This is a genomic window from Azospirillum halopraeferens DSM 3675, assembly GCF_000429625.1.
Lineage (GTDB): Bacteria > Pseudomonadota > Alphaproteobacteria > Azospirillales > Azospirillaceae > Azospirillum > Azospirillum halopraeferens.
In genome coordinates, this window is sequence record NZ_AUCF01000001.1 from 238,746 (window position 1) to 260,402 (window position 21,657).

General features: G+C 69.3%; 20 protein-coding genes and 1 pseudogene. 8 read left to right on the forward strand and 13 right to left on the reverse strand.

All coding sequences use genetic code 11. From position 1 onward, the window contains the following. Positions 1-141: 141 nt before the first annotated feature. Genes G472_RS30625 through G472_RS0101100 form a run of 4 tightly spaced genes read right to left on the reverse strand, consistent with a single transcriptional unit; the run spans position 142 to position 4,745 of the window. Positions 142-1,248, reverse strand: a complete 1,107-nt coding sequence (locus G472_RS30625; RefSeq protein WP_035690627.1) for a glycosyltransferase family 4 protein — start codon at positions 1,246-1,248, stop codon at positions 142-144. Beyond that, positions 1,248-2,540 (reverse strand): TIGR04295 family B12-binding domain-containing radical SAM protein, encoded by a 1,293-nt coding sequence (locus G472_RS0101090; protein WP_029006873.1) that lies wholly within the window; start codon positions 2,538-2,540, stop codon positions 1,248-1,250. The genes G472_RS30625 and G472_RS0101090 overlap by 1 nt, the downstream gene beginning before the upstream one ends. 19 nt (positions 2,541-2,559) lie before the next feature. Further along, positions 2,560-3,630 (reverse strand): SDR family NAD(P)-dependent oxidoreductase, encoded by a 1,071-nt coding sequence (locus tag G472_RS0101095; RefSeq protein ID WP_035690629.1) that lies wholly within the window; start codon positions 3,628-3,630, stop codon positions 2,560-2,562. After that, positions 3,627-4,745 (reverse strand): NAD-dependent epimerase/dehydratase family protein, encoded by a 1,119-nt coding sequence (locus tag G472_RS0101100; RefSeq protein WP_029006875.1) that lies wholly within the window; start codon positions 4,743-4,745, stop codon positions 3,627-3,629. The genes G472_RS0101095 and G472_RS0101100 overlap by 4 nt, the downstream gene beginning before the upstream one ends. A gap of 286 nt (positions 4,746-5,031) precedes the next feature. On the opposite strand from G472_RS0101100, the gene G472_RS0101105 reads away from it, so the two are divergent. Further along, on the forward strand, positions 5,032-6,330 hold the full coding sequence (locus G472_RS0101105) for an ABC transporter substrate-binding protein (RefSeq protein WP_035690632.1): 1,299 nt from the start codon (positions 5,032-5,034) through the stop codon (positions 6,328-6,330). A 21-nt stretch (positions 6,331-6,351) separates the two neighbouring features. On the opposite strand, the gene G472_RS38590 is transcribed toward G472_RS0101105, so the two are convergent. The 4 genes from G472_RS38590 to G472_RS0101125 form a co-directional block, all read right to left on the reverse strand. Beyond that, positions 6,352-6,825: a hypothetical protein gene (locus G472_RS38590; protein ID WP_029006877.1), complete on the reverse strand. Its 474-nt coding sequence runs from the start codon at positions 6,823-6,825 to the stop codon at positions 6,352-6,354. A 159-nt stretch (positions 6,826-6,984) separates the two neighbouring features. Beyond that, a complete protein-coding gene (locus G472_RS0101115) occupies positions 6,985-7,377 on the reverse strand; it encodes a pilus assembly protein TadG-related protein (protein WP_245593351.1) in 393 nt (130 codons plus the stop codon). A 389-nt stretch (positions 7,378-7,766) separates the two neighbouring features. Then, positions 7,767-8,087 (reverse strand): hypothetical protein, encoded by a 321-nt coding sequence (locus G472_RS0101120; RefSeq protein ID WP_029006879.1) that lies wholly within the window; start codon positions 8,085-8,087, stop codon positions 7,767-7,769. Position 8,088: 1 nt separating this feature from the next. Beyond that, complete coding sequence (locus G472_RS0101125; protein WP_029006880.1) at positions 8,089-8,385, reverse strand: hypothetical protein; 297 nt, start codon at positions 8,383-8,385, stop codon at positions 8,089-8,091. 103 nt (positions 8,386-8,488) lie between these two features. Between G472_RS0101125 and G472_RS0101130 the strand changes: the two genes are divergently transcribed. Continuing rightward, a complete protein-coding gene (locus tag G472_RS0101130) occupies positions 8,489-9,769 on the forward strand; it encodes a PAS domain-containing protein (RefSeq protein ID WP_029006881.1) in 1,281 nt (426 codons plus the stop codon). A 5-nt stretch (positions 9,770-9,774) separates the two neighbouring features. Here G472_RS0101130 and G472_RS0101135 read toward each other — a convergent pair whose 3' ends face one another. Next, positions 9,775-10,242 carry a YaiI/YqxD family protein gene (locus tag G472_RS0101135; RefSeq protein WP_029006882.1) on the reverse strand — a complete coding sequence of 156 codons (468 nt, stop codon included), beginning with the start codon at positions 10,240-10,242 and terminating at the stop codon, positions 9,775-9,777. Between the two features lie 230 nt (positions 10,243-10,472). Between G472_RS0101135 and ettA the strand changes: the two genes are divergently transcribed. After that, complete coding sequence (ettA, locus tag G472_RS0101140; protein ID WP_029006883.1) at positions 10,473-12,149, forward strand: energy-dependent translational throttle protein EttA; 1,677 nt, start codon at positions 10,473-10,475, stop codon at positions 12,147-12,149. Positions 12,150-12,201: 52 nt separating this feature from the next. Here ettA and G472_RS30630 read toward each other — a convergent pair whose 3' ends face one another. Then, a complete protein-coding gene (locus G472_RS30630) occupies positions 12,202-13,512 on the reverse strand; it encodes a L,D-transpeptidase family protein (RefSeq protein WP_035690634.1) in 1,311 nt (436 codons plus the stop codon). Between the two features lie 353 nt (positions 13,513-13,865). On the opposite strand from G472_RS30630, the gene mepK reads away from it, so the two are divergent. Continuing rightward, the gene (gene mepK / locus G472_RS0101150; protein ID WP_029006884.1) at positions 13,866-14,453 is read left to right on the forward strand and encodes a peptidoglycan L,D-endopeptidase MepK; all 588 of its coding nucleotides are present in this window, start codon (positions 13,866-13,868) and stop codon (positions 14,451-14,453) included. Positions 14,454-14,469: 16 nt separating this feature from the next. On the opposite strand, the gene G472_RS0101155 is transcribed toward mepK, so the two are convergent. After that, positions 14,470-14,901: an ATP-binding protein gene (locus G472_RS0101155; protein WP_029006885.1), complete on the reverse strand. Its 432-nt coding sequence runs from the start codon at positions 14,899-14,901 to the stop codon at positions 14,470-14,472. Positions 14,902-15,084: 183 nt separating this feature from the next. On the opposite strand from G472_RS0101155, the gene G472_RS0101160 reads away from it, so the two are divergent. Beyond that, positions 15,085-16,269, forward strand: a complete 1,185-nt coding sequence (locus G472_RS0101160) for a baeRF3 domain-containing protein (RefSeq protein WP_029006886.1) — start codon at positions 15,085-15,087, stop codon at positions 16,267-16,269. 410 nt (positions 16,270-16,679) lie between these two features. On the opposite strand, the pseudogene G472_RS38595 reads toward G472_RS0101160, so the two are convergent. After that, a pseudogene (locus G472_RS38595) lies at positions 16,680-16,935 on the reverse strand (helix-turn-helix domain-containing protein); the annotation flags it as partial. Positions 16,936-17,477: 542 nt separating this feature from the next. Here G472_RS38595 and G472_RS0101170 point away from each other — a divergent pair. From G472_RS0101170 to G472_RS0101180, 3 genes are all read left to right on the forward strand, one after another. Continuing rightward, a complete protein-coding gene (locus G472_RS0101170) occupies positions 17,478-19,940 on the forward strand; it encodes a methyl-accepting chemotaxis protein (protein ID WP_029006887.1) in 2,463 nt (820 codons plus the stop codon). Between the two features lie 64 nt (positions 19,941-20,004). Beyond that, entirely contained in the window at positions 20,005-20,316 is a 312-nt protein-coding gene (locus tag G472_RS0101175; protein WP_029006888.1) for a hypothetical protein, read from the forward strand. 90 nt (positions 20,317-20,406) lie between these two features. Then, entirely contained in the window at positions 20,407-20,748 is a 342-nt protein-coding gene (locus G472_RS0101180) for a hypothetical protein (protein WP_029006889.1), read from the forward strand. 16 nt (positions 20,749-20,764) lie between these two features. Here the strand turns inward: G472_RS0101180 and G472_RS30640 are convergent, their stop codons facing one another. Continuing rightward, complete coding sequence (locus tag G472_RS30640) at positions 20,765-21,478, reverse strand: MlaA family lipoprotein (RefSeq protein ID WP_051340124.1); 714 nt, start codon at positions 21,476-21,478, stop codon at positions 20,765-20,767. Positions 21,479-21,657 lie beyond the last annotated feature (179 nt).

Below are 21,657 nucleotides of genomic sequence, written 5' to 3' on the forward strand. Positions count from 1 at the left end.
GCGGTACACCGCGCGTCGGACGCGACGGCCCGCGTCCGGCCTAGGACCCGGCGGGTGGGCCTAGGCATCGGCCCGCGCGCCGTCGGACGGTTGCCCCCGCGCCCCGTTCCGTTCCTGTCAACGCGCCCTCCGGAGGTTTGTTCATCCTCCGGCCACGGCGGCGCGGTTGCGCAGCAGCGTGCCGTACGCATCCAGGTAGGCCGACGTCATGCGCTCCGCCGTGTATGCCCCGGCGCGCCGGGACGACTGCTCCGCCAGCGCCCGTACGCGTTCACCATCACCGGCAAGGTCCTGCAGAGCCCGGATAAGGGCGGCGCGGTCGTCGGGCGGAACGAACAGGGCGGACCCGTCCCACAGCTCCCGCAGGGTCGGGATGTCTCCCAGAACCAGGGCGCACCCGGACAGGGCGGCTTCCAGCACGGCCAGCCCGAACGGCTCGTACCGGGCGGGCAGGGCGAACACCGCCGCCGTGCCGAGGTGCCGCGCCATCTCCGCCGGGGCCAGGCGCCCCCGGTGGTCCAGATGGCGCGGCGGCCGGGGCGCCCCGTCCGGGCCGGCGATGTCGCCGGCCACCACGATCGGCCAGGAGACGTGCGGCGCCGCGGCGTCCAGGGCCGCGATGTTCTTCGCCTCGTCCCACACCCGGCCGGCGCTCAGCACGTACGGGCGCTTGGGCCCGGGACGGAAGGCGCCGGCGCTGCGGCCGTTGTGGATGGTCCGCACCCGCGGCAGGGGGCCGTAGAGGTCATGCAGAGTGTCCAGCATGGCTGCGGTGGGGGCGACCACCAGGCCGGCCGCGCGCAGCCCCGCGGCGACGCGATCGGCATAGCGCGACCAGTCCGCGGCCGGCGCGTCGCACCCGTGCACGGCGCGCCACCACGACAGCACGCAGGAATGACCGACGCACAGCACCGGCGCCCGGAACGGCAGTGCGGCCTGGGCGTAGCCGTTGATGTGGACGAGGTCGGGCCGGACGCGGCGTTCCAGGTCGAGCAGCCAGGCGGAGGCGCCGTCCAGATCCGCCTCGGAATCCGCCATCCATTCCAGGCGGAACGGGGCATGCACCGCGTTCAGCAGGGGCACGCGCGCCGCCGCCGCGAGGCGTGCCGCGTCCGGGGCCGGTCCCATCACCGCCAGCGTCGTGGCGATCCCGAGCTCGGCGAGACCGCCCGCCAGTTCCAGGGCGTAGTCCCACACCCCGCCGACCGCGTCGGCGGTCATCAGTACGCGGGCCGGTCGATCCATCATTACGGCACGCCACCGGTCCGCTCCAGGTCCCGGATGGGAAGGGGTCGCTGATCCTGGAGGTCGCAGAAGGCGCCGTGACGGGTCAGGTAATGATCGACGGCGCGCTCCCACGCCTCGTCGTCGGGCAGGCCCCAGCGCAGCCGGTAATCGGGGGAACCGGGATAGGGGAACAGGGGGACCGGGTCGTTGGACCACACCCCGTACCCCTGCATGCGCGCCCGCCAGGCCGTCACCTCCGCCGGGTCGTCCTCGGCGGAGCGGATGAGGTTGGCCTGCACGAAGGGCACGACCTTCTTCGCCAGGATCAGCCGCTCGCTCAGTTCATCCGTGTCCATCCGGCACTTCTTGGCCAGTGCGGCGCGGCCTTCCACGGTCAGGCTCTCCACGCCGGCTTCGATGGAGACGCAGCCGGCACGCCCCAGCAGTTCGATCATCGGCGGCTTCCACAGGTCCAGGCGGGTCTGCACGCCGAAACGCACCGGCCGTTCGGCCAGCGCTTCGAGCAGCGCCCGGTCGGGCAGGAAGATCTCGTCGATGAAGTAGACGTACTCCACCCCCTGCGCGATCAGCCCGTCCAGCTCCTCCAGGACCACCGGCAGGGGCCGCCGGCGGTAGGCATCGCGGAAGTTCTCCTTGGCGCAGAAGGTGCACGCGTACGGGCAGCCGCGCGACGTCTCCATCTCGGCACCCGGACCGGTCGGCCTGGCGTCGAACCGGTGGTGGTGATGGCGGTGCCGCGCCACCCAGTCGTCGGGCCAGTGCAGGGCCGGCAGGTCGGTGAAGGTCGCCGCCGCCGGGACACCGTTGATGCGGACAGTCCCGCCGACCCACAGGCACAGGTGATCGATGGCGGACCAGTCGCCCGCGTCCGCCATGCGGGCCAGCACCTCCTCGCACTCGCCCATCACCACGGCCTCGACGCCCAGTTTGCGCAGGGCGGCGCGCGGCGTGGTCGAGCCGTGCGGCCCCACCGCGACCATGCGGCCGCCTACGCCCCGGAGTGCCGCGACGGTCTGCATGGGCACCCGCAACTCCGGCGGGGCGCAGCGCCAGAAGAGATAGCTGGGGGCGGTGGTGACCACCGTGACGTCGGGCCGCAGGGCGGCCACCCGCTCCACAAGCGCGTCCATGGACAGGTCCAGGAACTGGGCGTCGATGATGACCGCCTCGTGGCCGGCACGCTCCAGCAGGGCTTTGGCGTAGCCGTATTCCAGCGGCAGGTGCGGCTCGCGGCAGCCGAAATAGATGCTGCCGTCAAACGTCCAGGGCGGATTGACGAGTGCGAAGCGCACGGGCGGAGCCCTCCTTCCTCTAGGACGCGACGCGATGGGCCGCGGGGGCCGGGGCGGTGGCCCCGAGCCAGCGGGCAAGTCGACCCAACCCTTCGTCGATGCCGACCCGGGGCCGCCAGCCGATGCGGGTGGTGCAGAGCCCGGTGTCGGACACGTACCAGGGCTGATCCCCCGGCCGCCATTCGGCGTAGCGCACGACCGGCTTGCGGCCGATCAGGCGCGGCAGGCGGTCCAGCAATTCGTGCAGGCTGGTGGCGTTCTCCGGACCGCCGCCGATGTTGACGGCATCCCCCTGCAACGCCGTGATCCGCTCCGCCGCCAGCAGCAGCGCGTCCACCAGATCGTCCACATACAGCACGTCGCGCACCTGGCGGCCGTCGCCGTACAGGGTGATCGGATCCCCGGCCAGCACGCGCTTCAGGAAGTGGGCAACCCAGCCCTGGTCTTCGGTGCCGAACTGGTGGGGACCATAGATGCAGCTCATGCGGAACACGGTGGCCGGCAGACCGAAGGTGCGGGCGTAGTCGAGCACATACTGGTCCGCCGCCCCCTTGGAGCAGCCGTAAGGGCTGACGAAGTTCAGCGGCTGCGCCTCGGTGACGCCGCGGGCGGCGAGGCGGGCGTCGTGCGGCACGTACCGCTCGCCATGGGTCACGAAGCGTATGCCCGGCAGCTTGCCGTAGACCTTGTTCGTCGAGGTGAAGACCAGCGGCGGCCGATCCCCGCGCGCCCGGATGGCTTCCAGCAGATTGAGCGTGCCCCCGGCGTTCACGGCGAAGTCGGCCGCCGGGTCGTCCAGGCTGGTCGTCACCGCCACCTGCGCCGCCAGATGGAAGATGGCCTGAGCCCGGGCGACGCAGGCGTCCACCACGGCGCGGTCGCGCAGGTCGGCCACCACGGCGTCGATGCGATCACCGTGCGTCGCCTGAAGCCAGGCTAGGTTGCGCTCCACGCCGGCGCGAGACAGGTTGTCGAGGATCAGCACCCGCCGGCCGGAAGCCGCCAGCCGGTGCGCCAGGTTGCAGCCGATGAAGCCGGCGCCGCCGGTCACCAGCACGGCATCGGGTTCGGGGTCGCGCAGGATGTTCATGCCGACAATCCCCGGCAGGCGAGTTCGCGGCGCATCTCCTCGATGCGATCGACGGCCATCTGGCGGCTCAGCCACTCCGACAGTTCCGTGAGGCCGGCGTCGAGGGACACCCGCGGCTCGTAGCCCAGCACGGTGCGGGCGCGATCGATGTCGGGGTAGCAGTGCCGGATGTCGCCGATGCGGCAGCGGCCGGTCACCTCCGGCTCGATGTCGGGCCGGCCGACCGCGACGGCGAGGGCCGCCGCCGCGTCGCGCACGGTGCGGCAGACGCCGCTGCCGATGTTGTAGACACCGCCGGCGGCCCGGTCGACGGTCAGCGCCAGGCGGATGGACTGCACCACGTCGTTCACATGCACGAAATCGCGGCGCTGGTTGCCGTCCTCGAAGATCAGCGGCGCCTTGCCGTTCAGCAGGCGCGCCGCAAAGTTGGCGAGGACGCCGGTGTAGGGATTGGACAGGGCCTGGCGGGTGCCGTAGCAGTTCCAGAACCGCAGGGCGACCCCGGGAATGCCGTAGGTCTCGCCGATCATCAGGCAGAGCCGTTCCTGCACATATTTGGACAGGGCGTATACGGAGGCCAGAGTCGGGCGCATGTCCTCGTGGGTGGGGGCGGGGCGCACGCCGTCTCTCCCGGCGACCTCGTGCTCCCACCGGCCGGCGCGCATCTGCTCCACGCTGCGCGGGCCGACCTCCACCGGACGGCCTTCGGCATCCACGTAGAGACCTTCGCCGTAGACGCTCATGCTCGACGCGACGACGAGACGGCCGACCGGCTTTTCCACCAGCGCCTGCATCAGCACGGCGGTGCCGTGGTCATTGGCCCCGACATACTCCCCCACCTGGTACATGCTCTGTCCCACGCCGACACGGGCGGCCAGGTGAACCACCATGTCGGATCCGTTGAGCGCCCGGCGCACCGCGTCGGCATCGCGGACGTCGCCCCGCTGCAACTCGACATCGGCGGCGAGATAGTCGGGGCGCCGCCCGCTGTCGCCATGCACCTGCGGTTCCAGCGAGTCCAGCACCCGCACCCGGTACCCCCGGGCCAGCAGGTCATCGGCAAGATGGGAACCGATGAAGCCGGCACCGCCGGTGATGAGAACGCGAGGCATCATGGATGCGACCTCCGGGACGTCGGAATGGGACGGGCGGGAGAAGCCCGCGGGACGGGCGCCTTTGCGTGGCTTGAACGCTGCTGCTCCGGCACCGGTTCCCCGAAATCCGCGCAACGGTGTGCTTTCCGGGCGACGGTCGGGCGGGCAAAAGGTGGCGGACGTGGAAACCCGTGTCGATCGCGCAACCGGAATGACGGGCGGACCACGTTGGGCTAGACTGAATGGAAAGGGCCATCGGCACGGAACGTGCCGAAAGGCTGACTTCAGTCGGGGCAGGAACGACGCCATGGGCGGTTGGCTGGTGCGGGGGCTTGTGTGCGCGGCCGGCGCGGCGGTGTTTGCGGCGGCCGGGGGTGTGGTGGTTCCGACAGCAGCGGCAGCGGGGGTGACCGTCACGCTCACCTGCTTCGCCAGCCCCGGCTTCGCCGATTCGTGCCGGGCTTCGGCGGCGGCGTGGGAGAAGCGCACCGGCAACACCGTGCGCCTGCACTACCAGCCGGAGGACACCACCACCGTCCTGCAGATCGACCATGCGCTGCTGGAGGCGGGATCGCCGGACGTGGACGTTTTCCAGGTCGACGTCATCTGGCCGGGCATTCTCGCCCGCCATTTCGTCGACCTGCGTCCCTATGTGAGCGACGACGAGATCGCGGCGCACTTTCCGCAGATCATCGCCAACAACACGGTGGACGGCCGGCTGGTCGCCATGCCCTGGTACACGGACGCCGGCCTGCTGTATTTCCGCAAGGACCTGCTGGAGTCGTACGGGCGCCGTCCGCCCGACACCTGGGCGGAACTGGCGCAGACGGCGGAGGCCATCGTCGACGGGGAGCGCAAGCGCGGCAACCGCACCCTTTCCGGCTTCCTGTGGCAGGGGCGCGCCTATGAGGGGCTCACCTGCAACGCGCTGGAATGGATCGACAGTTTCGGCGGCGGCGCCATCGTCGAGGCGGACGGCACGGTGTCCGTCGATAACCCGCGCGCCGTCGCCGCCCTGGAAACGGCGGCCGGCTGGTTGGGGCGGATCACACCGCGGGCGGTGCTGTTCTATGGCGAGAACGAATCGCGCGACGCCTTCCGGGCCGGCGACGCGGTGTTCCTGCGCAACTGGCCCTTCGCCTGGGCGCAGCTCAATGCTCCCGACAGCCCGGTGGCCGGACGGGTCGGGGTCACCGCCCTGCCGCGTGGCGGCAACTCGGGCAAGCGCACGGGCACGCTGGGCGGCTGGCAGCTCGCCGTGTCGCGCCATTCCCGCAACGTCGAGGCGGCGGTCGATCTGGTCCGTTTCATGACCGGGCGCGAGGAGCAGAAGCGCCGCGCCGTCCACTGGTCCTACAGCCCGACCATCGCAGACCTGTACCGGGACGCGGAGGTGCTGGCGGCCAACCCGTTCCTGGCCGACCTGCACGCCACCCTGGTCGACGCCGTTGCCCGTCCGTCGCGCCGGACCGGGGCGCGGTACGGAGAGGTATCCGCCGCCTTCTGGACGGCTGTGCACGCGACCCTGTCCGGGACGGGCACGGCCGCGGCCAACCTGGCGGACCTGGGCGGGGCGCTGCGGCGGATGGAAAAGAGCGGGTGGTGATCGCCCGCGCGGGGAACGGACCTACACGCTGAACCGGCTGACCAGCGGCATCGATGGTCCGGATTCGGCGCGGCGGTAGGCAGCGAGCGCAGCGCCCCACGGTTCGATGTGGAGGCCGGTGCCGATGGCCTCCTGGGCGATGGTCTGCGCCACGTAGCCGGCGGTCGGGCCGGCGGTGAGCGGGACGGGGGAGGCGGTGACCGGGCCGCGCTCGTCTCCGCCACCGGCTGCGAATCCGCCACCGCCCGTGTCTCCGGCCCCGCCGGCGCGGCGGCGGCCATCGGAGGTGCCGGCGCGGCCGCCGCGCCCGACGGAGTCCTCCGTCGCTTCGATCTCCGGTTCCTGGCGGCGGCGCTGCTGCTCGCCGGGAATCGGCTGGACCGGCGTTACCGGTATGGCCTCCGACATCAGCAACGTCTTCAGGCGCCCGAGCCCGGAGGAGCCGGAGGCGGGTCCGAAGGCGGACGGCGGGGGCAGGGCGGCGATCGCGGTCACGGGGCGGGCCGGGTGGGGTTGCGAGGCATGATGATCGGAAAATGCAGCCTAGCAGCCCGTGGTTCCCGGAATCTTAATGGAGGCCCCGGATTGATCACATTGGATATAAATCGGGTTGTGCCCGGACGGGACGGCGCTGCTCCGGCCGGGACGGACGCGTTACGACGATTGCGAGGTCAGCACGGGATCGCTGCCCCGCGTGCGGCGGATCACCGAACGGGCTTCCACGGTCAGGTCACCCAATCCGAGCATCCGGCGGAACAGGGCATTGACACGGGTCGAGGTGCGGACGACCAGCACCCCGGTCGCCCGGTCCTCAAAGATGGTCAGCGGTGCGGGGGAGGACCCGAGATAGCCGGCGGGGAAGGCGGCGTCGAAGAACTTGCGAACATGGCCGTCGCGCTGTTCGTCCACATGCACGCGACCGCCCGCCAGGGCGGCGGCATCGAGAGCGCGGGACAGGCGCGCCTCCACTATGTAGCCGCGGGCCGCGTCGAATCCCAACCCCGCACCGCAGGCCAGCGGAACGGCCGCCATCATGGCCAGAACCATACCGGTTCGCCGTCGGGATTGCCGTGCCGAGTGTTGGCCCCGAGACCCCCGCGCCGCGCCGAAGTCGATCATCGTCATGGCATCCCCGCCGGCGTCGCGCCGTCCCTGATACAGTTACCGGGAAAAGTTAGTGGGCCGAATACGGCAACCGCGCCATTCATTACAGTAGTCCGTTGAAAATGGCAAGTTCCCGGTCTTCGGATTTTAATACAGTTGTAATCGGCGACCCCGGAAATGGCGCCTTCGTTGCCGAAGTCTTTCGGGAAAATTGAATAAAAGTGGCGCAATCCTCCCGGCTGCACGGATGTCGGGGTGTTTGTCGACGGTTGAGGACATAGCATCCGGCGGACGCCGGCGGTCGCGACAAAATGCAGACCCGGCGTCGGGCGTCAGGCGAAGGCGCTTGCGAAGACGGCGCGGGCGGCGGGCAGGGTCAGGAGCACGGCGCCGACGAGCCAGATGCGCAGCGTGACGGACTCGGCCGGCCGCGGTGCCAGCCGTTCGTAGAGCGCTGCGGGGACGCCGCTGAGCATGAGGGTCAGGGCGGCCAACACCAGGGGTGTGAGAAAGAAGACCATGCCGGGCACGGCCAGCAGGAACCCCGGCATCCACACCACCGCCGTCCGCCACAGCACTCCGGCCGCCGGTGACAGGAAACCGTTGGCCAGGGCCACCGCCCCGAGCAGGGCCAGGGTTCGCCGGCGCATCATCTCAGCCTCCCCAACCGGGATGCAGAATCCCCATCAGAACGACCACGGACAGGGTTCCGCGCACGAAGAAGACCCAGGCCGCGGCCAGCGGCACCAGCAGGACCGGCGGCACCGCGCGCGGCGTCACCAGGGCGGCGATGGCCACCAGCCAGTCGGTGGCCATGCGCAGCGTCCGGGACACCGGGTGCCGTGGATCGGCGGGGCCGACGCGTTCCCACGCGAAACGGGCCACGCACAGCCAGCCGAACGCGGCGAGCACGTAGGACAGAAACCAGAAGGGAAGGAAGGCGGCGGGCATGCGCGGGATCTTACCCCGGGTGGCACTTCGGCCGCACCCTTCTCCGCACCGGCCGGCGGCGCTACAGTCCCGGCTCGTCGGCAGCGGTTGCGGGGAGCGGGGGATGGGCGGCACGTATCGTGCGGCAATTCTGGGACTGGCGGTGGCCGGGATGGCCGTCGCCTATCTCGCCGCCGACGCGGCGCGGCGCGCCGGCGCCGACATCGAGGGACTCTACGCCGACATGGGGGTGGCCGGACTCGGCATCATCGCGCTGTGGTTCGTCTTCGCCCGGCTGTCCCGCCATTTCCGCGACATGCGGCGGCTGCGCGACGACATCACGGCGCTGCGCCACCACCGCGGCGGCCCCGGCGCCTGGGACGGCGGCCGCGGCGACGAATTGGGGCGGCTGGCCGACGCCATGGCGGACGCGTTCCGGCGGGAGCGGCGGGCCGGAACCCGTGCCGGCGACCGCCTGGCGGCGGTGGCCACGGCGCTGGAGGAGCCGGTGGCGGTGCTGAGTGACACCGGGCGAATCGTCGCTCTGAACCCTCCGGCGGCGCGACTCCTGGGCGCCAACGCCGCCGTGGGAATGGACGTTTACGACCTGATCGGCCGTCCGGCCCTGTTCCGCGCCATCGAGCAGGCGCGGGGAGGCGGCGAGCCCGCAGGTGCCCAACTGGTGCGCTGGGACGGCGCCGTGTTCCCGGCCCGGGTCGCCGATCTCGGACTAGGAGCGGGGGTCGCGGTGATCTTTCCCGTCCGGCCGCCGGAGTACCGACCGGCCCGCGCGGCCCGCCCCGCCGTTGCCGGCCCCGGCGACGGGGATGCGCTGGGCACGCTTCCGATGACCGCGCTGTGGGTGGCGACGACCGAGCCGGCCACCGGCGGCGGACGGGTGATCGCCATTGGCACCGTCCGCCTGTCGGGGGCGCGGGTATTCCGCACCGTTTCCTTCGATCTGCCGGTGGACCCCGGCGAGTCGCTGTCCCCGGCCGTGACGGAGGCCTATCGCATGCCGGCCAACGCCGTCGCCGGAGCGCAGACCTTCCCCAATGTCTGGCGTGTCGTTGCGGAGGCTCTGCGCGGCTGCCTCGTCGTCGGTGTCGGTGTGGACGCGGCGCTGGCCGCCCTGGCCCGCGAGGTCGAGGGTGCCGGTCTCGACCGGTTCGAGCCACCGCCGTCCCTCGACCTCGGCCCGCTGGCCAGGGCGCTGGAGCCGGCGGCGGGGGTGGACGTGCCGTCCCTGGCCGCAGCCTTCGGCGTCGATCTTCGGGCGGGGAAGGGGAGTGCCCCGCACGCCCTGCTGACCGCCGAACTGGCTTCGGCGCTGGTGCGCCGCCTGGAGGAGCGCGGTGTGCGGACGCTCGGCGAGGCGCGGGCGCTGGCGCCGGACGATGGATGAAAGCGCTACCGCCACACCGGCATGCGGCCGCGGCGGACCGCCTGCACGGCCTGGTCGAGAGTCTGGAGGAACCGCGAACGGTCCTGCGGGCTCAGCGGCCGCGGCCCGCCCGAGGCGACGCCCATGTCGCGCAAGTCGCTCATCAGCGCGCGCCCGGCCAGCGCCTGGCCGATGTTGTCGGGTGTGAAGGGTCGGCCGTTGGTGCCGATGACCACCGCTCCCTTCTTCACCGTGCGGTCGGCCAGGGGGATGTCGGCGGTGATGACGATGTCCATGGCCTGCGCCCGCTCGGCGATCCAGTCGTCGGCGGCATCGAACCCCGCGCCGACCACGACCAACTCCGCCCGGCACTCCGTCGGCAGCCGCAGCGGCTGGTTGGAGACCAGCAGGACCTTGATGTCGTAGCGGCCGGCGACCCGGTAGACCTCGGCCTTCATGGGACAGGCGTCGGCGTCGATGAAGATGTCCGGCATCGCGGGTGACCTTAAGCCTGGCGCCGGCGTGCCGGCAACGGCCCGATCCCGGCGGCTCCTCTCCGGCGCCCACCATAGCGGGCAGCGGCGGGACAGGCAAACGCCGGTGCGGGGACAAGCCGACCGCCGGCCTTCCAACGCAACCGGCGATGCGCTAAAACCCTGCGCAATCCGGTCGGCGCTGCGGGCGCCCGATTTCCTTTTTTCCCTCATAAGGGTCGGAGAGGCGCATGGCGTCCTACCAGTATGTCTATGTCATGAAGGGCCTGTCGAAGGTCTATCCCGGTGGCAAGAAAGTGCTGGAGAACATCTGGCTGAGCTTTCTTCCCGGCGCGAAGATCGGCGTTCTCGGCGTCAACGGCGCCGGCAAATCGACGCTGATGAAGATCATGGCCGGGTACGACAAGGACTACTCCGGCGAGGCCTGGGCGGCGCAAGGCGCCAAGGTCGGCTACCTGCCGCAGGAGCCCCAGCTCGACCCGACCAAGACCGTCCAGGAGAACGTGCTGGATGCCCTGGCGGAGACCAAGGGCCTGGTCGACCGCTTCAACGCGGTGTCGGAGCTGATGGGCGATCCCGATGCCGACTTCGACGCGCTGATGGCCGAGCAGGCGGAGCTGCAGGAGAAGATCGACGCCGCCGACGCCTGGGACCTCGACCGCACGGTCGAGATCGCCATGGACGCCCTGCGCTGCCCGCCCGGCGATGCCGATGTCACCAAGCTGTCGGGCGGTGAGAAGCGCCGGGTGGCGCTGTGCAAGCTGCTGCTGGAGAAGCCCGATCTGCTGCTCCTCGACGAGCCGACCAACCACCTGGACGCGGAGTCCGTGGCTTGGCTGGAGCGTCACCTGCAGGAGTACAAGGGCACCGTCGTGCTGGTCACCCACGACCGCTATTTCCTCGACAACGTGACCGGCTGGATCCTCGAACTGGACCGCGGCCAGGGCTTCCCGTACGAGGGCAACTACTCCGCGTGGCTGGAGCAGAAGCAGAAGCGGCTGGAGCAGGAAGGCAAGCAGGAGCAGAACCGCCAGAAGCAGCTCGCCGCCGAACTGGAGTGGATCCGGCAGAGCCCGCGCGCCCGCCAGGCCAAGTCGAAGGCGCGCATCGCTGCCTACGAGGCGATGCTGGCGGAGAGCGGCAAGGAGCAGGTGGGCGAGGCGAAGATCGTCATTCCCACGCCGCCGCGCCTGGGCAACGTGGTCATCGAGGCGGAACACATCGCCAAGGGCTTCGGCGACCGCCTGCTGATCGACGATCTCTCCTTCAAGCTGCCGCCCGGCGGCATCGTCGGCGTCATCGGCCCGAACGGGGCCGGCAAGACCACGCTGTTCCGCATGATCACCGGTCAGGACAAGGCCGACGACGGCACCTTCCGCGTCGGCGAGACGGTGAAGCTCGGCTACGTCGACCAGAGCCGCGACACGCTGGACGGCAAGAAGACCGTGTGGGAGGAGATCTCCGACGGACTGGACGTCATCGAACTCGGCAAGAAGACCATGCCGAGCCGGGCCTACGTCTCGTCCTTCAACTTCCGCGGTCCCGACCAGCAGAAGAAGGTGGGGCAGCTTTCCGGCGGTGAGCGCAACCGCGTTCATCTCGCCAAGATGCTGAAGTCCGGCGCCAACGTCCTGCTGCTCGACGAGCCGACCAACGATCTGGACGTCGATACCCTGCGCGCGCTGGAAGATGCGCTGGAGTCGTTCCCCGGCTGCGCCGTGGTGATCAGCCACGACCGCTGGTTCCTTGACCGCATCGCCACCCACATCCTGGCCTTCGAGGGCGACAGCCACGTGGAGTGGTTCGAGGGCAACTTCCAGGACTACGAGGCCGACAAGAAGCGGCGCCTCGGCGACGACGCGGTGGAACCCCACCGCATCAAGTACAAGCCGCTGGTGCGCGGCTGACAGAGCGGGGGCGCCGTCGCCGGCGCCCCCGCACACACGGGAAAGTCGGCCCTCAGGTCGTCTGGCCGCCGTCGCCGATGGGGGCGGCGGCGGGGCGGGGTGCGTCGGGCATCGGTGACATCGGCGCCGGTGTCAGAGGTACCGGCATGGGCGTCATCGGCGTTGCGGGCGGGGCGGTCTCGATCGCCGGGGGCAACCGCGTGGACGCCGCCATCTCTTCCATCAGATCATAGACGTCGTGGTGCAGGCGCACCGTATTGCTGTCGTCGACGGTGGCGGTCCAGTACACAAAGCGCACGGGCAGGGGGTTCACCTTCAGCCAGACCGGCTCGCCGCGTTCCAGCAGACGCTCGATGCGCGCGGGCGTCACGTTGACCTCCGCCAGCAGCAGTTCCGCGAAGTAGCGGGCATCCTGCAAACGGACGCAGCCCGAACTCACCGTGCGGACGTCACGGTCGAACAGGTGCGGCTCGTTGGTGCCGTGCAGGTAGATGTTCAGGGAATTGGTCATGTTGAAGCGGAAGCGGCCCAGCGCGTTGTGGTCGCCCGGCTGCTGGACGATGCGCACGCGCCCCGGCGACACCACGGTCCAGTCGATCTCTTCGGGGATCACCGGCTCGCCGTCGAGAAAGACAGTGGCGTTGCTCACCCCCGGATGACCGGTGCGGCGCAGCATCGGCAGCTTGTCCTGCTTCAGAATGGTCGGCGGCACCGTCCAGGTGGGGTTGACGATGACGTGGGTGATGTGGTCCTCAAGCAGGGGAGTCTCGCGCGACGGTCGGCCGACGACGGCACGCATCGTGAACTCCTCCCGGCCGTTGCGCACCAGCGTCACCGTCTGGCTCGGCAGATTGACGATCAGCACGGTGTCGGGCGCGGTCTGACGAAAGGCGCGCATGGCGGCCGCACTCTGGCGCATCATCATCGCCGCTTCGTGCGGCGTGCGGTCCAGCAGGGTGCGGGTGGCGCCGCCGACCAGACCGTCGACCTTCAGCCCCTCGGCCATCTGGAAGGCCCGGACGGCCAGGTCCAGATCGTCGCCGAACCGATCGGACACCCGGTCGGGCATCAGGAATCCCAGTTCGGCCATGCGCTGCGACAGGCGCAGCACACGCTCCCCGTCACGGCCCTTGCGCAGCAGCGGCCCCGCTCCGATCCGCGTCGCCGCAACCGGCACGATGGTCTCCAGGTCCGCCGCGGCCGCGTCGAGCCGATCGGCCCGCATGGCCAGCGAATCGCGGAACGGCTGCGCCGTCGCGTCGCCGGAAAACGGGAACAGTCCCGCGACCAGCAATGCCAGCAGCAGCATCACGCGGGCCAGCCGGGGGCGGTTGGTCGGCGGCAGGTTCAGCGTCATCGTCATGTCCTCTCGCGGTGGGTGCGACGGGGTCGTCCCGCAGCGAACTTGTTCCTATTGCAACACCTTATACGTCCCGGAGCCGGCAGGCGATTGCGACTCGCGTCAGATCCTCCGGATGCGGCACCGCATCAAACTAACAGCGCACCATGGATATGCACCGGCCCTATGTCATCCCGACTGTGGCAAAAATGGGTTGATCGCTGCCTATGTCCTCGCCTATACGAAATGCACGCCGGGTATGACCAGAACGAAATGTCGTAATCCGGTCGGCAACGATATGAGCCCGCGAAGGGCCGCGAAAGACCCTGCCAGATTGAAGAAAATCACCGGCAATCAGGGGAAAAAGGGGAACCGGGATGCGTGTTGCTGAGGGGGATACCACCGACCGAGCCGCCGGTCGGCGCCAGTTTCTTCGTTTCGGTCTTGCCGCTTTCGCCGCCGTTGCAGCGCCTTCGGTGATGCTGCCGGCCTCGGTCGCCGAAGCCGCGGTTCCGGGGCGCTCCGTTCGCCGCCTGGATCTGCACAACATCAACACGGGCGAACGTTTCAACGACGTGTACTGGGCGGAAGGCGCCTATCGCCCGGATGCCCTGCGACGGCTGGACGTGCTGCTGCGCGACCACCGCGCCGGACAGGTGGCACGCTTCGACCCGCGGTTGCTCGACGTGCTGTCCGACCTGCATCGGCGCATGGGCAGCACGGAGCCATTCCGCGTGATCTGCGGCTATCGGACCCGTTCGACGAACGCTCTGGCCCGCCGCCGGTCGAAGGGTGTTGCCAAGGAAAGCTACCACACGCGCGCCATGGCGGTGGATGTGGCGCTGCCCGACCGCAGCCTGAAAGGGTTGGCACAGGAAGCCAAGCGGATGCAGGCCGGCGGCGTGGGCGTCTACAACAGCTCCGGCTTCGTTCACGTCGATGTGGGCCCGGTCCGCACCTGGTGAAGGCTGAAGGCGCCGCTCAGGGATCATCCGCCGCGGCGCGCTTGGTCAGCGTCAGGCGGTTGCGCCCGTCGTGGCGCTCGTAGCGGACGCTGTCCATCATCGACTTGACGAAATGGATGCCGAGGCCGCCGATCGGACGCTCGTCGATGTCCCCTTCCAGAACGGGCGGCTTCGCGTCGGTCAGGGGGTCGAAGGGCGTCCCGTCATCGATCAGTTCGGCCACGACGAATCCGTCGTCCACCGCCAGGCTGACAGCAACTTCATGGCGGCCCCCCTCCGGGAACGCATAGGAAAAGACGTTCGTCAGAAGCTCGTCCAGCGCCAGATTGAAATGGAAGGCGAGGGCGGGCGGCAGACCGCGTTCGTCGAAGAACGCGTCCACCGCTTCCGCCAGACGGGGAATCTCGGACAGATCGTTGACAAGGCGGATGTCGAGGCGGTCGGTCATCGCGTGGCTGCCGTCGTTGGCCGGAGGTCGTCGTGCCGCCCCGCGGACGGTAGGCCGATCCTGCCCCGCCGTCGGCGGACCGGCAACGGGAATCTCCGGGCCGTGCCGGGACGGGGAGGGGAACCAAAAAGCCGGACCGCCGGTTGCAGGCGTCAGGTCCCACGCAGATCGGCAGAAGAAACCATGTTCACCAAGGATGACCTCGGCCGTCTGGTCGCCGTCGACGCCGCTCCGGCGGTTTCGGTGTTCCTGCCCACCCACGTGGCGGGGCGCGAGATCCGCCAGGATCCCATTCGCCTCAGGAACCTTTTGGGCGACGCCGTGGAACGCCTGATGACCGGGGGGCTGCGGCGCCCCGATGCGGAGGCGCTGGTCGCACCGGCGTCGCGGCTGGTCGATGATGGCGGCTTCTGGCGCCACCAGAACAACGGGCTGGCGCTGTTCATGACCCGGGATCTGTTCGAAGCGCATCGCGTGCCCATGGACTTGCCGGAGGAGGTGGTGGTCTCCAAGGGATTTTCGGTGCGCCCGCTCCTGCCCTTGCTGGCTGCCGAAGGCAGCTTCATGATCCTGGCTGCCACGGCGGACGGGGCGCGCCTTTACCTGGCCACCCGCCATGGCATCAGCGAGGAGGACGCGGATCTTCCCGGCGGGGCCGGGGACGTCCATGACGAAACCGACTACGACCCCAACTCGCTGCACCAGCCGGGGCACATGCGCCATCACGACCGGCGCAACGTCGCGGCCACGTCCGTCAAAACGCACAACTTCGGCGAATCGCCGGAGGAACTGCGGCACGCTCACCTGATCGAATATCTGCGACGCCTTGCCGACCGTGTGGAGCATCACATTGCTGCCGCCGGCTTCAAGGGGCCGCTGATCCTGGTTGCCGATGACGAGGTGCAGGGACACCTGCGCGGGTTGCTGGGCAACGTGCCGTCCCTGCTTCACGACGCCGTCAATGCGAACGCCGAGTCCATGTCGATCGAGGACATGCATCGCCGCGCCTTCGCCCTGGTCCGTCCGCTGTTCGATCGCGACCGCGGATCGGCACTGGACCGTTTCCGCGCCCTCGCCGCTGACACCGAGGGGCGGTTCCGCGCCGTCACGCGGCTGGAGGACATCATCCGCGCCGGCAATGAGGGGCGTGTCGACACCCTGTTGGTGGAGGGTTCGGTGCGCCTGTGGGGGCGTTACGACACGCAGACGGACCGTGTCATCTCTGCGTCGAACGCGCCCAACGGCGACTCCGTGGACCTTCTGGAGCATGCGACCGCGCAAACGCTGCTGCGGGGCGGTGAGGTCCATGTGGTTTCGCGTTCGGACCTGCCACCGGACGCCATCGCCGCAGCCATCCTGCGCTACTGAGGGCGCCGATCGGCCGCGCGGCGGTCAATCGCCGGGTGTCTGCACCTTGGAGGAGCGATAGATGTCGGCCGGATCCCACACCGCGCCGTGACGCCGCCGCGGCCGGCCGCCACCTATCCGGCCCGCGGCCTTGTCCTTTGCCGCCGATGTCTTCATCTCGGCAGTCCGGCTGCCGGTTCGACCGGGAAAGGTGGCGATGAGGGTATCACCCCCTCCGCCATCACCGGCTTCGGAATCGTCACGACTGTCCGGGGACAAGGCGGCGAGCAGCGACAGCAGTTCATCCGCCACATGGCCCGGTGCCGACCGCCACAGCCGGAGCAACCGTGCTTCCCGGCGACTGATGTCGCCGCTCGGCGATACCGTCGCATCGCCGCGTGCGACCGCGCTCCCGGCGTTCGGATCATCATAACAATCGAAAAAGAAGCTCACCGGTACATCGAGAACCTGTCCCAGACGGTACAGGGTGCCGGCGGAGATGCGGTTGGATCCGCGCTCGTACTTCTGCACTTGTTGAAACGTCAGTCCGATGGCGTCGCCGAGTTTCTCCTGACTCATGCCCAGGAGCGTACGGCGCATGCGAACACGCTGCCCGACATGGGCATCGACGGACCACGATTCAGGCGAGCCGCGCCGACCCCGCTTGCGCACGGACGATTCGCTCATCGATTGGCCACCCTTAATGCTTCAAGCAGAATGTGGAGGATTAACTCTTTACCGGATGATTATTCCCACAAGCCTTGTGACGGATCAAGGGAAATCTTACTCAATTCATTTCATCACAAAAACACGAACGAGAGTGCCCTTTGTTTGAGCGAACGCCCCCGGCACCACCCGGGACGCCTTCCCGGCATTGAGTTCAGCGCAGAAGACCTGCCAAGGTCTGAAGATTAATGGAAGGTAAATACTTCTATCACGAATTGTTGGACCTGACCCCGACCGATGGAGTGAACTTGCGCCGGCGGGAATTCTCTGCGGAATTTTGTGTCATGGTGAGGGCATTTGGAACGAATTGCCACGATGGTAAGGGTTTGATAACCGGAAGAGGATAGGTCAGAGGACAGAGTTGCGCGGCACGCACAAGCGGCCGGGACGCAAACCGATCTGACGCGCCTGCGACACGCCGGGGCGCGGAGCAGGCCACCCGTTCGGTGGTCGCCTCCGGCACCGGTGCGTCCAGGGCCGCACCCGCCGGAAGGAATGGAACCATGCAGGGAAGCAGTCTGACGGGACGCTTCAAAGTCGGAACCCGGATCTACTTCGGGTTCCTGATGGTGTTGCTGCTGCTCATGCTGGTCGTCGCCGTCGGCGTCAACGGACTGACCGGGGCCCGCAGCGGATTTGATCGCTACGCGGCGGTCAGCAACCAATCGGTGGCGATCCTGGAGATCGACGTGACGGTCGCCCAGATGCGGCGCCTGGCGTTGAGCTACATCAACTCCGGCTCCTCTGCGGTGGCGGATCAGGTGCGTGCGGTCCAGGCGGAACTGGCCGGCAGTCTGCGCGAGGCGATCGCCGGTGCGGAATCCGCGGAACGGCGCGGAAACCTCGAACGCATGAACCGCCTATTCGAGAGCTACGCGGCCGGATTCGTGGATTTGGTGCAGATGCGCACCACCCGGGACACGCTGGTGCAGGATCAGTTGACACCGAAGGGGCAGGTGGCTCAGCAGAATCTTACCCGGGTGATCGCCTCTGCCATGAGCGACGGCGATATGGAAGCCGCCGCCCTGGCAGGACAGGCGCAGGAACGGCTGATGATGACCCGGCTCAGCGCCCAGCGTTTCCTCGCCACCCCCACCGAGCGGGAGGCCGAAGAGGTCCGCAGCCAGAGCCAGGCATTCGATGAACTGATGCGGGGACTATCAGACCGGCTCCGCGATCCGACGCGCCGCGGACTGGCCCGTGAGACGGAGCGGCTGTCGGCCGAGTATGTCGAGACCTTCAGTCGCGTCGCCACCGCCGTTCTGGAAAGCGCGCTTCTGGTCGACCGGATGGCCGCCATGGGTGCCGACTTCGCCGCGATCGTCGAGCAGACGGTCGCCACGGAAACGAAGGAACGCCAGGCGCTGCAGGCGGACACCACGGCGAGCATGGACCGGACGCTCAACGTTGACATAACGATCGCTGTTTCGTCCCTTCTGATCGGCCTGCTGCTGGCGTGGCTGGTGGCGCGCAGCATCGTCGTGCCGGTGCGCGAGATGACCGGGACCATGGGGAGCTTGGCCGGAGGCGATCTCGACGTGGCCATCCCCGCCCTGTCCAACCGGGACGAGATCGGGGCCATGGCCCGTGCCGTGGAGGTCTTCAAGCGCAACGCCATCGAGAAGAAGCGTATGGACGAGGCGGAGCGGGAACGCCTGGATGCCGAGCGCCGTGCAGACGAGGCCAAGCGTGCCCGTGAGGCCGCCATCGGCGAGGAGATCGCGGCGCTGATCGACGGCGTGTCGCGCGGCGACCTGTCGCGCCGTCTCGATCTGGCGGGCAAGGACGGCTTCTACCGGACAATGGCGGAGGGCATCAACCGACTGACCGACACGGTCGCGGCGGTGATCGCCGACCTCGGCGGCGTGCTGTCGGCGCTGGCGGGCGGCGATCTCAACCGGCGCATCGACAAGGACTATCACGGTGCCTTCCAGCAGTTGAAGAACGACGTCAACGCCACCTCGACCAAGCTGGGCGAGATCGTGGGCCGCATCCGGCAGTCCACCGAGGCGATCTCGGCCGCCGCCTCGGAAGTCTCGCTGGGTGCGACCGATCTGGCGGAACGGACCGAGCAGCAGGCGTCCTCGCTGGAAGAGACGGCAGCCAGCATGGAAGAACTGGGGGCCACCGTGCGCTCCAACGCCGACAACGCCCAGCGTGCCAACCGCATGGCGGTGGACGCCCGCACCTCCGCCGAATCGGGTGGCGGCGTCGCCGAGTCCGCCATCGAGGCGATGCGACGCATCGAGACCTCTTCGCGCAAGATCACCGACATTATCGGGGTGATCGACGAGATCGCCTTCCAGACCAACCTGCTGGCGCTGAACGCGGCGGTGGAGGCGGCGCGGGCCGGCGACGCCGGGCGCGGCTTCGCCGTGGTGGCGCAGGAAGTGCGCAACCTGGCCCAGCGCTCCGCCCAGGCGTCGAAGGAGATCAAGAGTCTGATCATGGACAGCGACGGTCAGGTCCGCGACGGTGTGGATCTCGTCCGCAAGGCCGGCGGCGCGCTGGACGGGATCGTGTCGGGCGTGCAGGAGGTGGCGACGGTCATCGCGGAGATGGCGTCGGCGTCGACCGAACAGGCCACCGCCCTGGACGAGATCAACGCCACCGTCGCTCAGATGGACGAGATGACCCAGAAGAACGCGGCGCTGGTCGAGGAAACCACCGCGGCTGCCCAGTCGCTGGCCGCTCAGGCCAACGATCTGCGCGCCCTGGTGGGCTTCTTCAAGCTGGAACAGACGGCGGCGCCGATGGCCGCATCCGCAGCGTCCGTTGCCGCGTCCGGCGTCCCGGCATCAGCGCGGGTGGTCGCACCGACGCGGCCCGCACCGCGCGCCGCTGCGAAGGCCCCGGCGCGGAATACGTCGCCGAAGCCCGCGGCGGAGCAGCCGGCGGCGGTGCGCGGAACCGGTGGTGTCCTGCAACGTGCCCGTGCCGACGAGGACGACTGGAAGGAGTTCTGAGCAACCGGCTGACGATGGCCGTGCTACGCTGTTGGCGCAGTGTAGGCAGGACGAGGAGGCGAGAATGCTCCGGTGGGTCCCGACGGCCGTCGTCGCAACCCTGATGATGTCCATCCCCGCTTTCGGCGCCGAGACACCGCCATCGGCAGAGCCGGCGCCGGAGGCACCGTCTCCGGCGCCGGAATCGCCGGCGGAAAAGGCCCGCCGCGGTGTCGATCTGCTGCTGGAGGCGCTGGAGGGATGGGTGCGCCAGTTCCCGTCCTATGCGCCGCCGGAGTTCACTCCCGAGGGAGATATCATCATCCGCCGCCTTGACCGGCCCGGCGCCCCGCCTCCTGCGAACCCGCCGCCGCCGGGCGGGGGAACGCGCCTTTAGACGGACAGGGTGCGGGGGGCGAAGCGAAGGCGTGGCGGCGGGCGCCGCACGTGTTAAGATGGCGCCCTACCCGATCTCCGGAGGAAATCCATGCGCACCGTGCTCGTCCTCGCTCTCGCCGGCTTCCTGGCCGTCGCACCCGCCGTCACCCGGGCTCAGGACGTTCCGGCTCAGGTGCCGCTGCAGGCGCCGGTCGAGAACGGTGTGGCGGCCGGTCCCAGCATCTTCGGGCTGGCGCCCGAGCACGCGCTGTCCGTCGGCATCGGCATCGTCGCCGGCGCGCTCGCCATGGATATGCTGGCGGGGCGCGGTTCCCTCATCGGCGCCATCGCGGGCGGACTGATCGGAAGCTGGTGGTACGGCACCCACGAGGCCGGCCCGCGCGCGGCGCGCGTCAACCGCATCGCGTACGAGCCGGCACCCGCCATCTGAACGAGGGCTGCCGGCACTACGGGAGCGTGTCCGTGTCGTCGGGCATGTACGCGACGCTCAGGTCGCCGTTGCTGCACAGCGCACGGCGGTGCTGGCGATAAGCGCTGCGCTGGGCTGCATAGGGGTCCAGCGCGGAGCGCTCCAGGTGACGCACGTCGGAGATAACCTCCATGGAGCCGACGGTGCGATCGGTGGCGACGAACGCGGTGAACGCGTCGCCGAACAACGCCGTTCCCGCGGCCAGCGTCACGACGGCGCCGGTCAGGTCGCGGGTCGTCGTCGGCCCGATCAGCGGCAGCACCAGGAAGGCGCCTTCCGGCATGCCGTGGGTGCACAGCGTCTGTCCCAGATCTTCGGACCGCGACTCAAACCCCAGTCCGGTGGCAGCGTCGAACAGGCCGAGCACACCGAAGGTGCTGTTGATGGCGAAGCGGGCCGTTGCCGCCCCGGCGTTGTCCAGATCGCCTTGCAGGCTGCTGTTCAGGGCCGTCAGCGGCTCGCGCAGGTTGGACAGGGCATTCGACACCGATGACCGCACTGCCTCGGGCACGGCGTCGACATAATAGCGGGTCGCGGGAACCAGCACCTTGTCCTGGACGGCGGCGTTGAATCCGTAGATGGCGCGGTTGAACCGCTCAAAGGGGTCTCCTCCCGGTTCGGCCAGCGCCGGTGCGGGGAGGAGGGCGAGGCCCGCGGCAAGGGCAAGGCCGGCGCAGGGTCGTGGCAGCAAGGAGAACCCCCGTTTCGGTGTTCGGGCCGGATCGAAGCCGCCCGTCGCGTAAACGCAGAACAGGGGCCGGGGCGATCCATTACCTTACCGGGGATCGTTCTTCTGAGACTGTTCCTGCCGCTTCAGGATGTATGTCCTTCCATCTGGCATGTGTATGTGTGGAGACAATCGGAGGCGCG

Bases quoted from the DNA above. Each gene is read 5' to 3' on its own strand.
- G472_RS0101160 (WP_029006886.1), top strand. From the start codon at position 15,085: ATGTTCACCAAGGATGACCTCGGCCGTCTGGTCGCCGTCGACGCCGCT.
- G472_RS30625 (WP_035690627.1), bottom strand. From the start codon at position 1,248: ATGATGGATCGACCGGCCCGCGTACTGATGACCGCCGACGCGGTCGGC.
- G472_RS30630 (WP_035690634.1), bottom strand. From the start codon at position 13,512: ATGACGATGACGCTGAACCTGCCGCCGACCAACCGCCCCCGGCTGGCC.
- G472_RS0101115 (WP_245593351.1), bottom strand. From the start codon at position 7,377: ATGGTTCTGGCCATGATGGCGGCCGTTCCGCTGGCCTGCGGTGCGGGG.
- ettA (WP_029006883.1), top strand. From the start codon at position 10,473: ATGGCGTCCTACCAGTATGTCTATGTCATGAAGGGCCTGTCGAAGGTC.
- G472_RS0101120 (WP_029006879.1), bottom strand. From the start codon at position 8,087: ATGATGCGCCGGCGAACCCTGGCCCTGCTCGGGGCGGTGGCCCTGGCC.
- G472_RS0101095 (WP_035690629.1), bottom strand. From the start codon at position 3,630: ATGAACATCCTGCGCGACCCCGAACCCGATGCCGTGCTGGTGACCGGC.
- mepK (WP_029006884.1), top strand. From the start codon at position 13,866: ATGCGTGTTGCTGAGGGGGATACCACCGACCGAGCCGCCGGTCGGCGC.
- G472_RS0101155 (WP_029006885.1), bottom strand. From the start codon at position 14,901: ATGACCGACCGCCTCGACATCCGCCTTGTCAACGATCTGTCCGAGATT.
- G472_RS0101100 (WP_029006875.1), bottom strand. From the start codon at position 4,745: ATGATGCCTCGCGTTCTCATCACCGGCGGTGCCGGCTTCATCGGTTCC.
- G472_RS0101175 (WP_029006888.1), top strand. From the start codon at position 20,005: ATGCTCCGGTGGGTCCCGACGGCCGTCGTCGCAACCCTGATGATGTCC.
- G472_RS0101135 (WP_029006882.1), bottom strand. From the start codon at position 10,242: ATGCCGGACATCTTCATCGACGCCGACGCCTGTCCCATGAAGGCCGAG.
- G472_RS0101105 (WP_035690632.1), top strand. From the start codon at position 5,032: ATGGGCGGTTGGCTGGTGCGGGGGCTTGTGTGCGCGGCCGGCGCGGCG.
- G472_RS0101125 (WP_029006880.1), bottom strand. From the start codon at position 8,385: ATGCCCGCCGCCTTCCTTCCCTTCTGGTTTCTGTCCTACGTGCTCGCC.
- G472_RS0101170 (WP_029006887.1), top strand. From the start codon at position 17,478: ATGCAGGGAAGCAGTCTGACGGGACGCTTCAAAGTCGGAACCCGGATC.
- G472_RS0101180 (WP_029006889.1), top strand. From the start codon at position 20,407: ATGCGCACCGTGCTCGTCCTCGCTCTCGCCGGCTTCCTGGCCGTCGCA.
- G472_RS0101130 (WP_029006881.1), top strand. From the start codon at position 8,489: ATGGGCGGCACGTATCGTGCGGCAATTCTGGGACTGGCGGTGGCCGGG.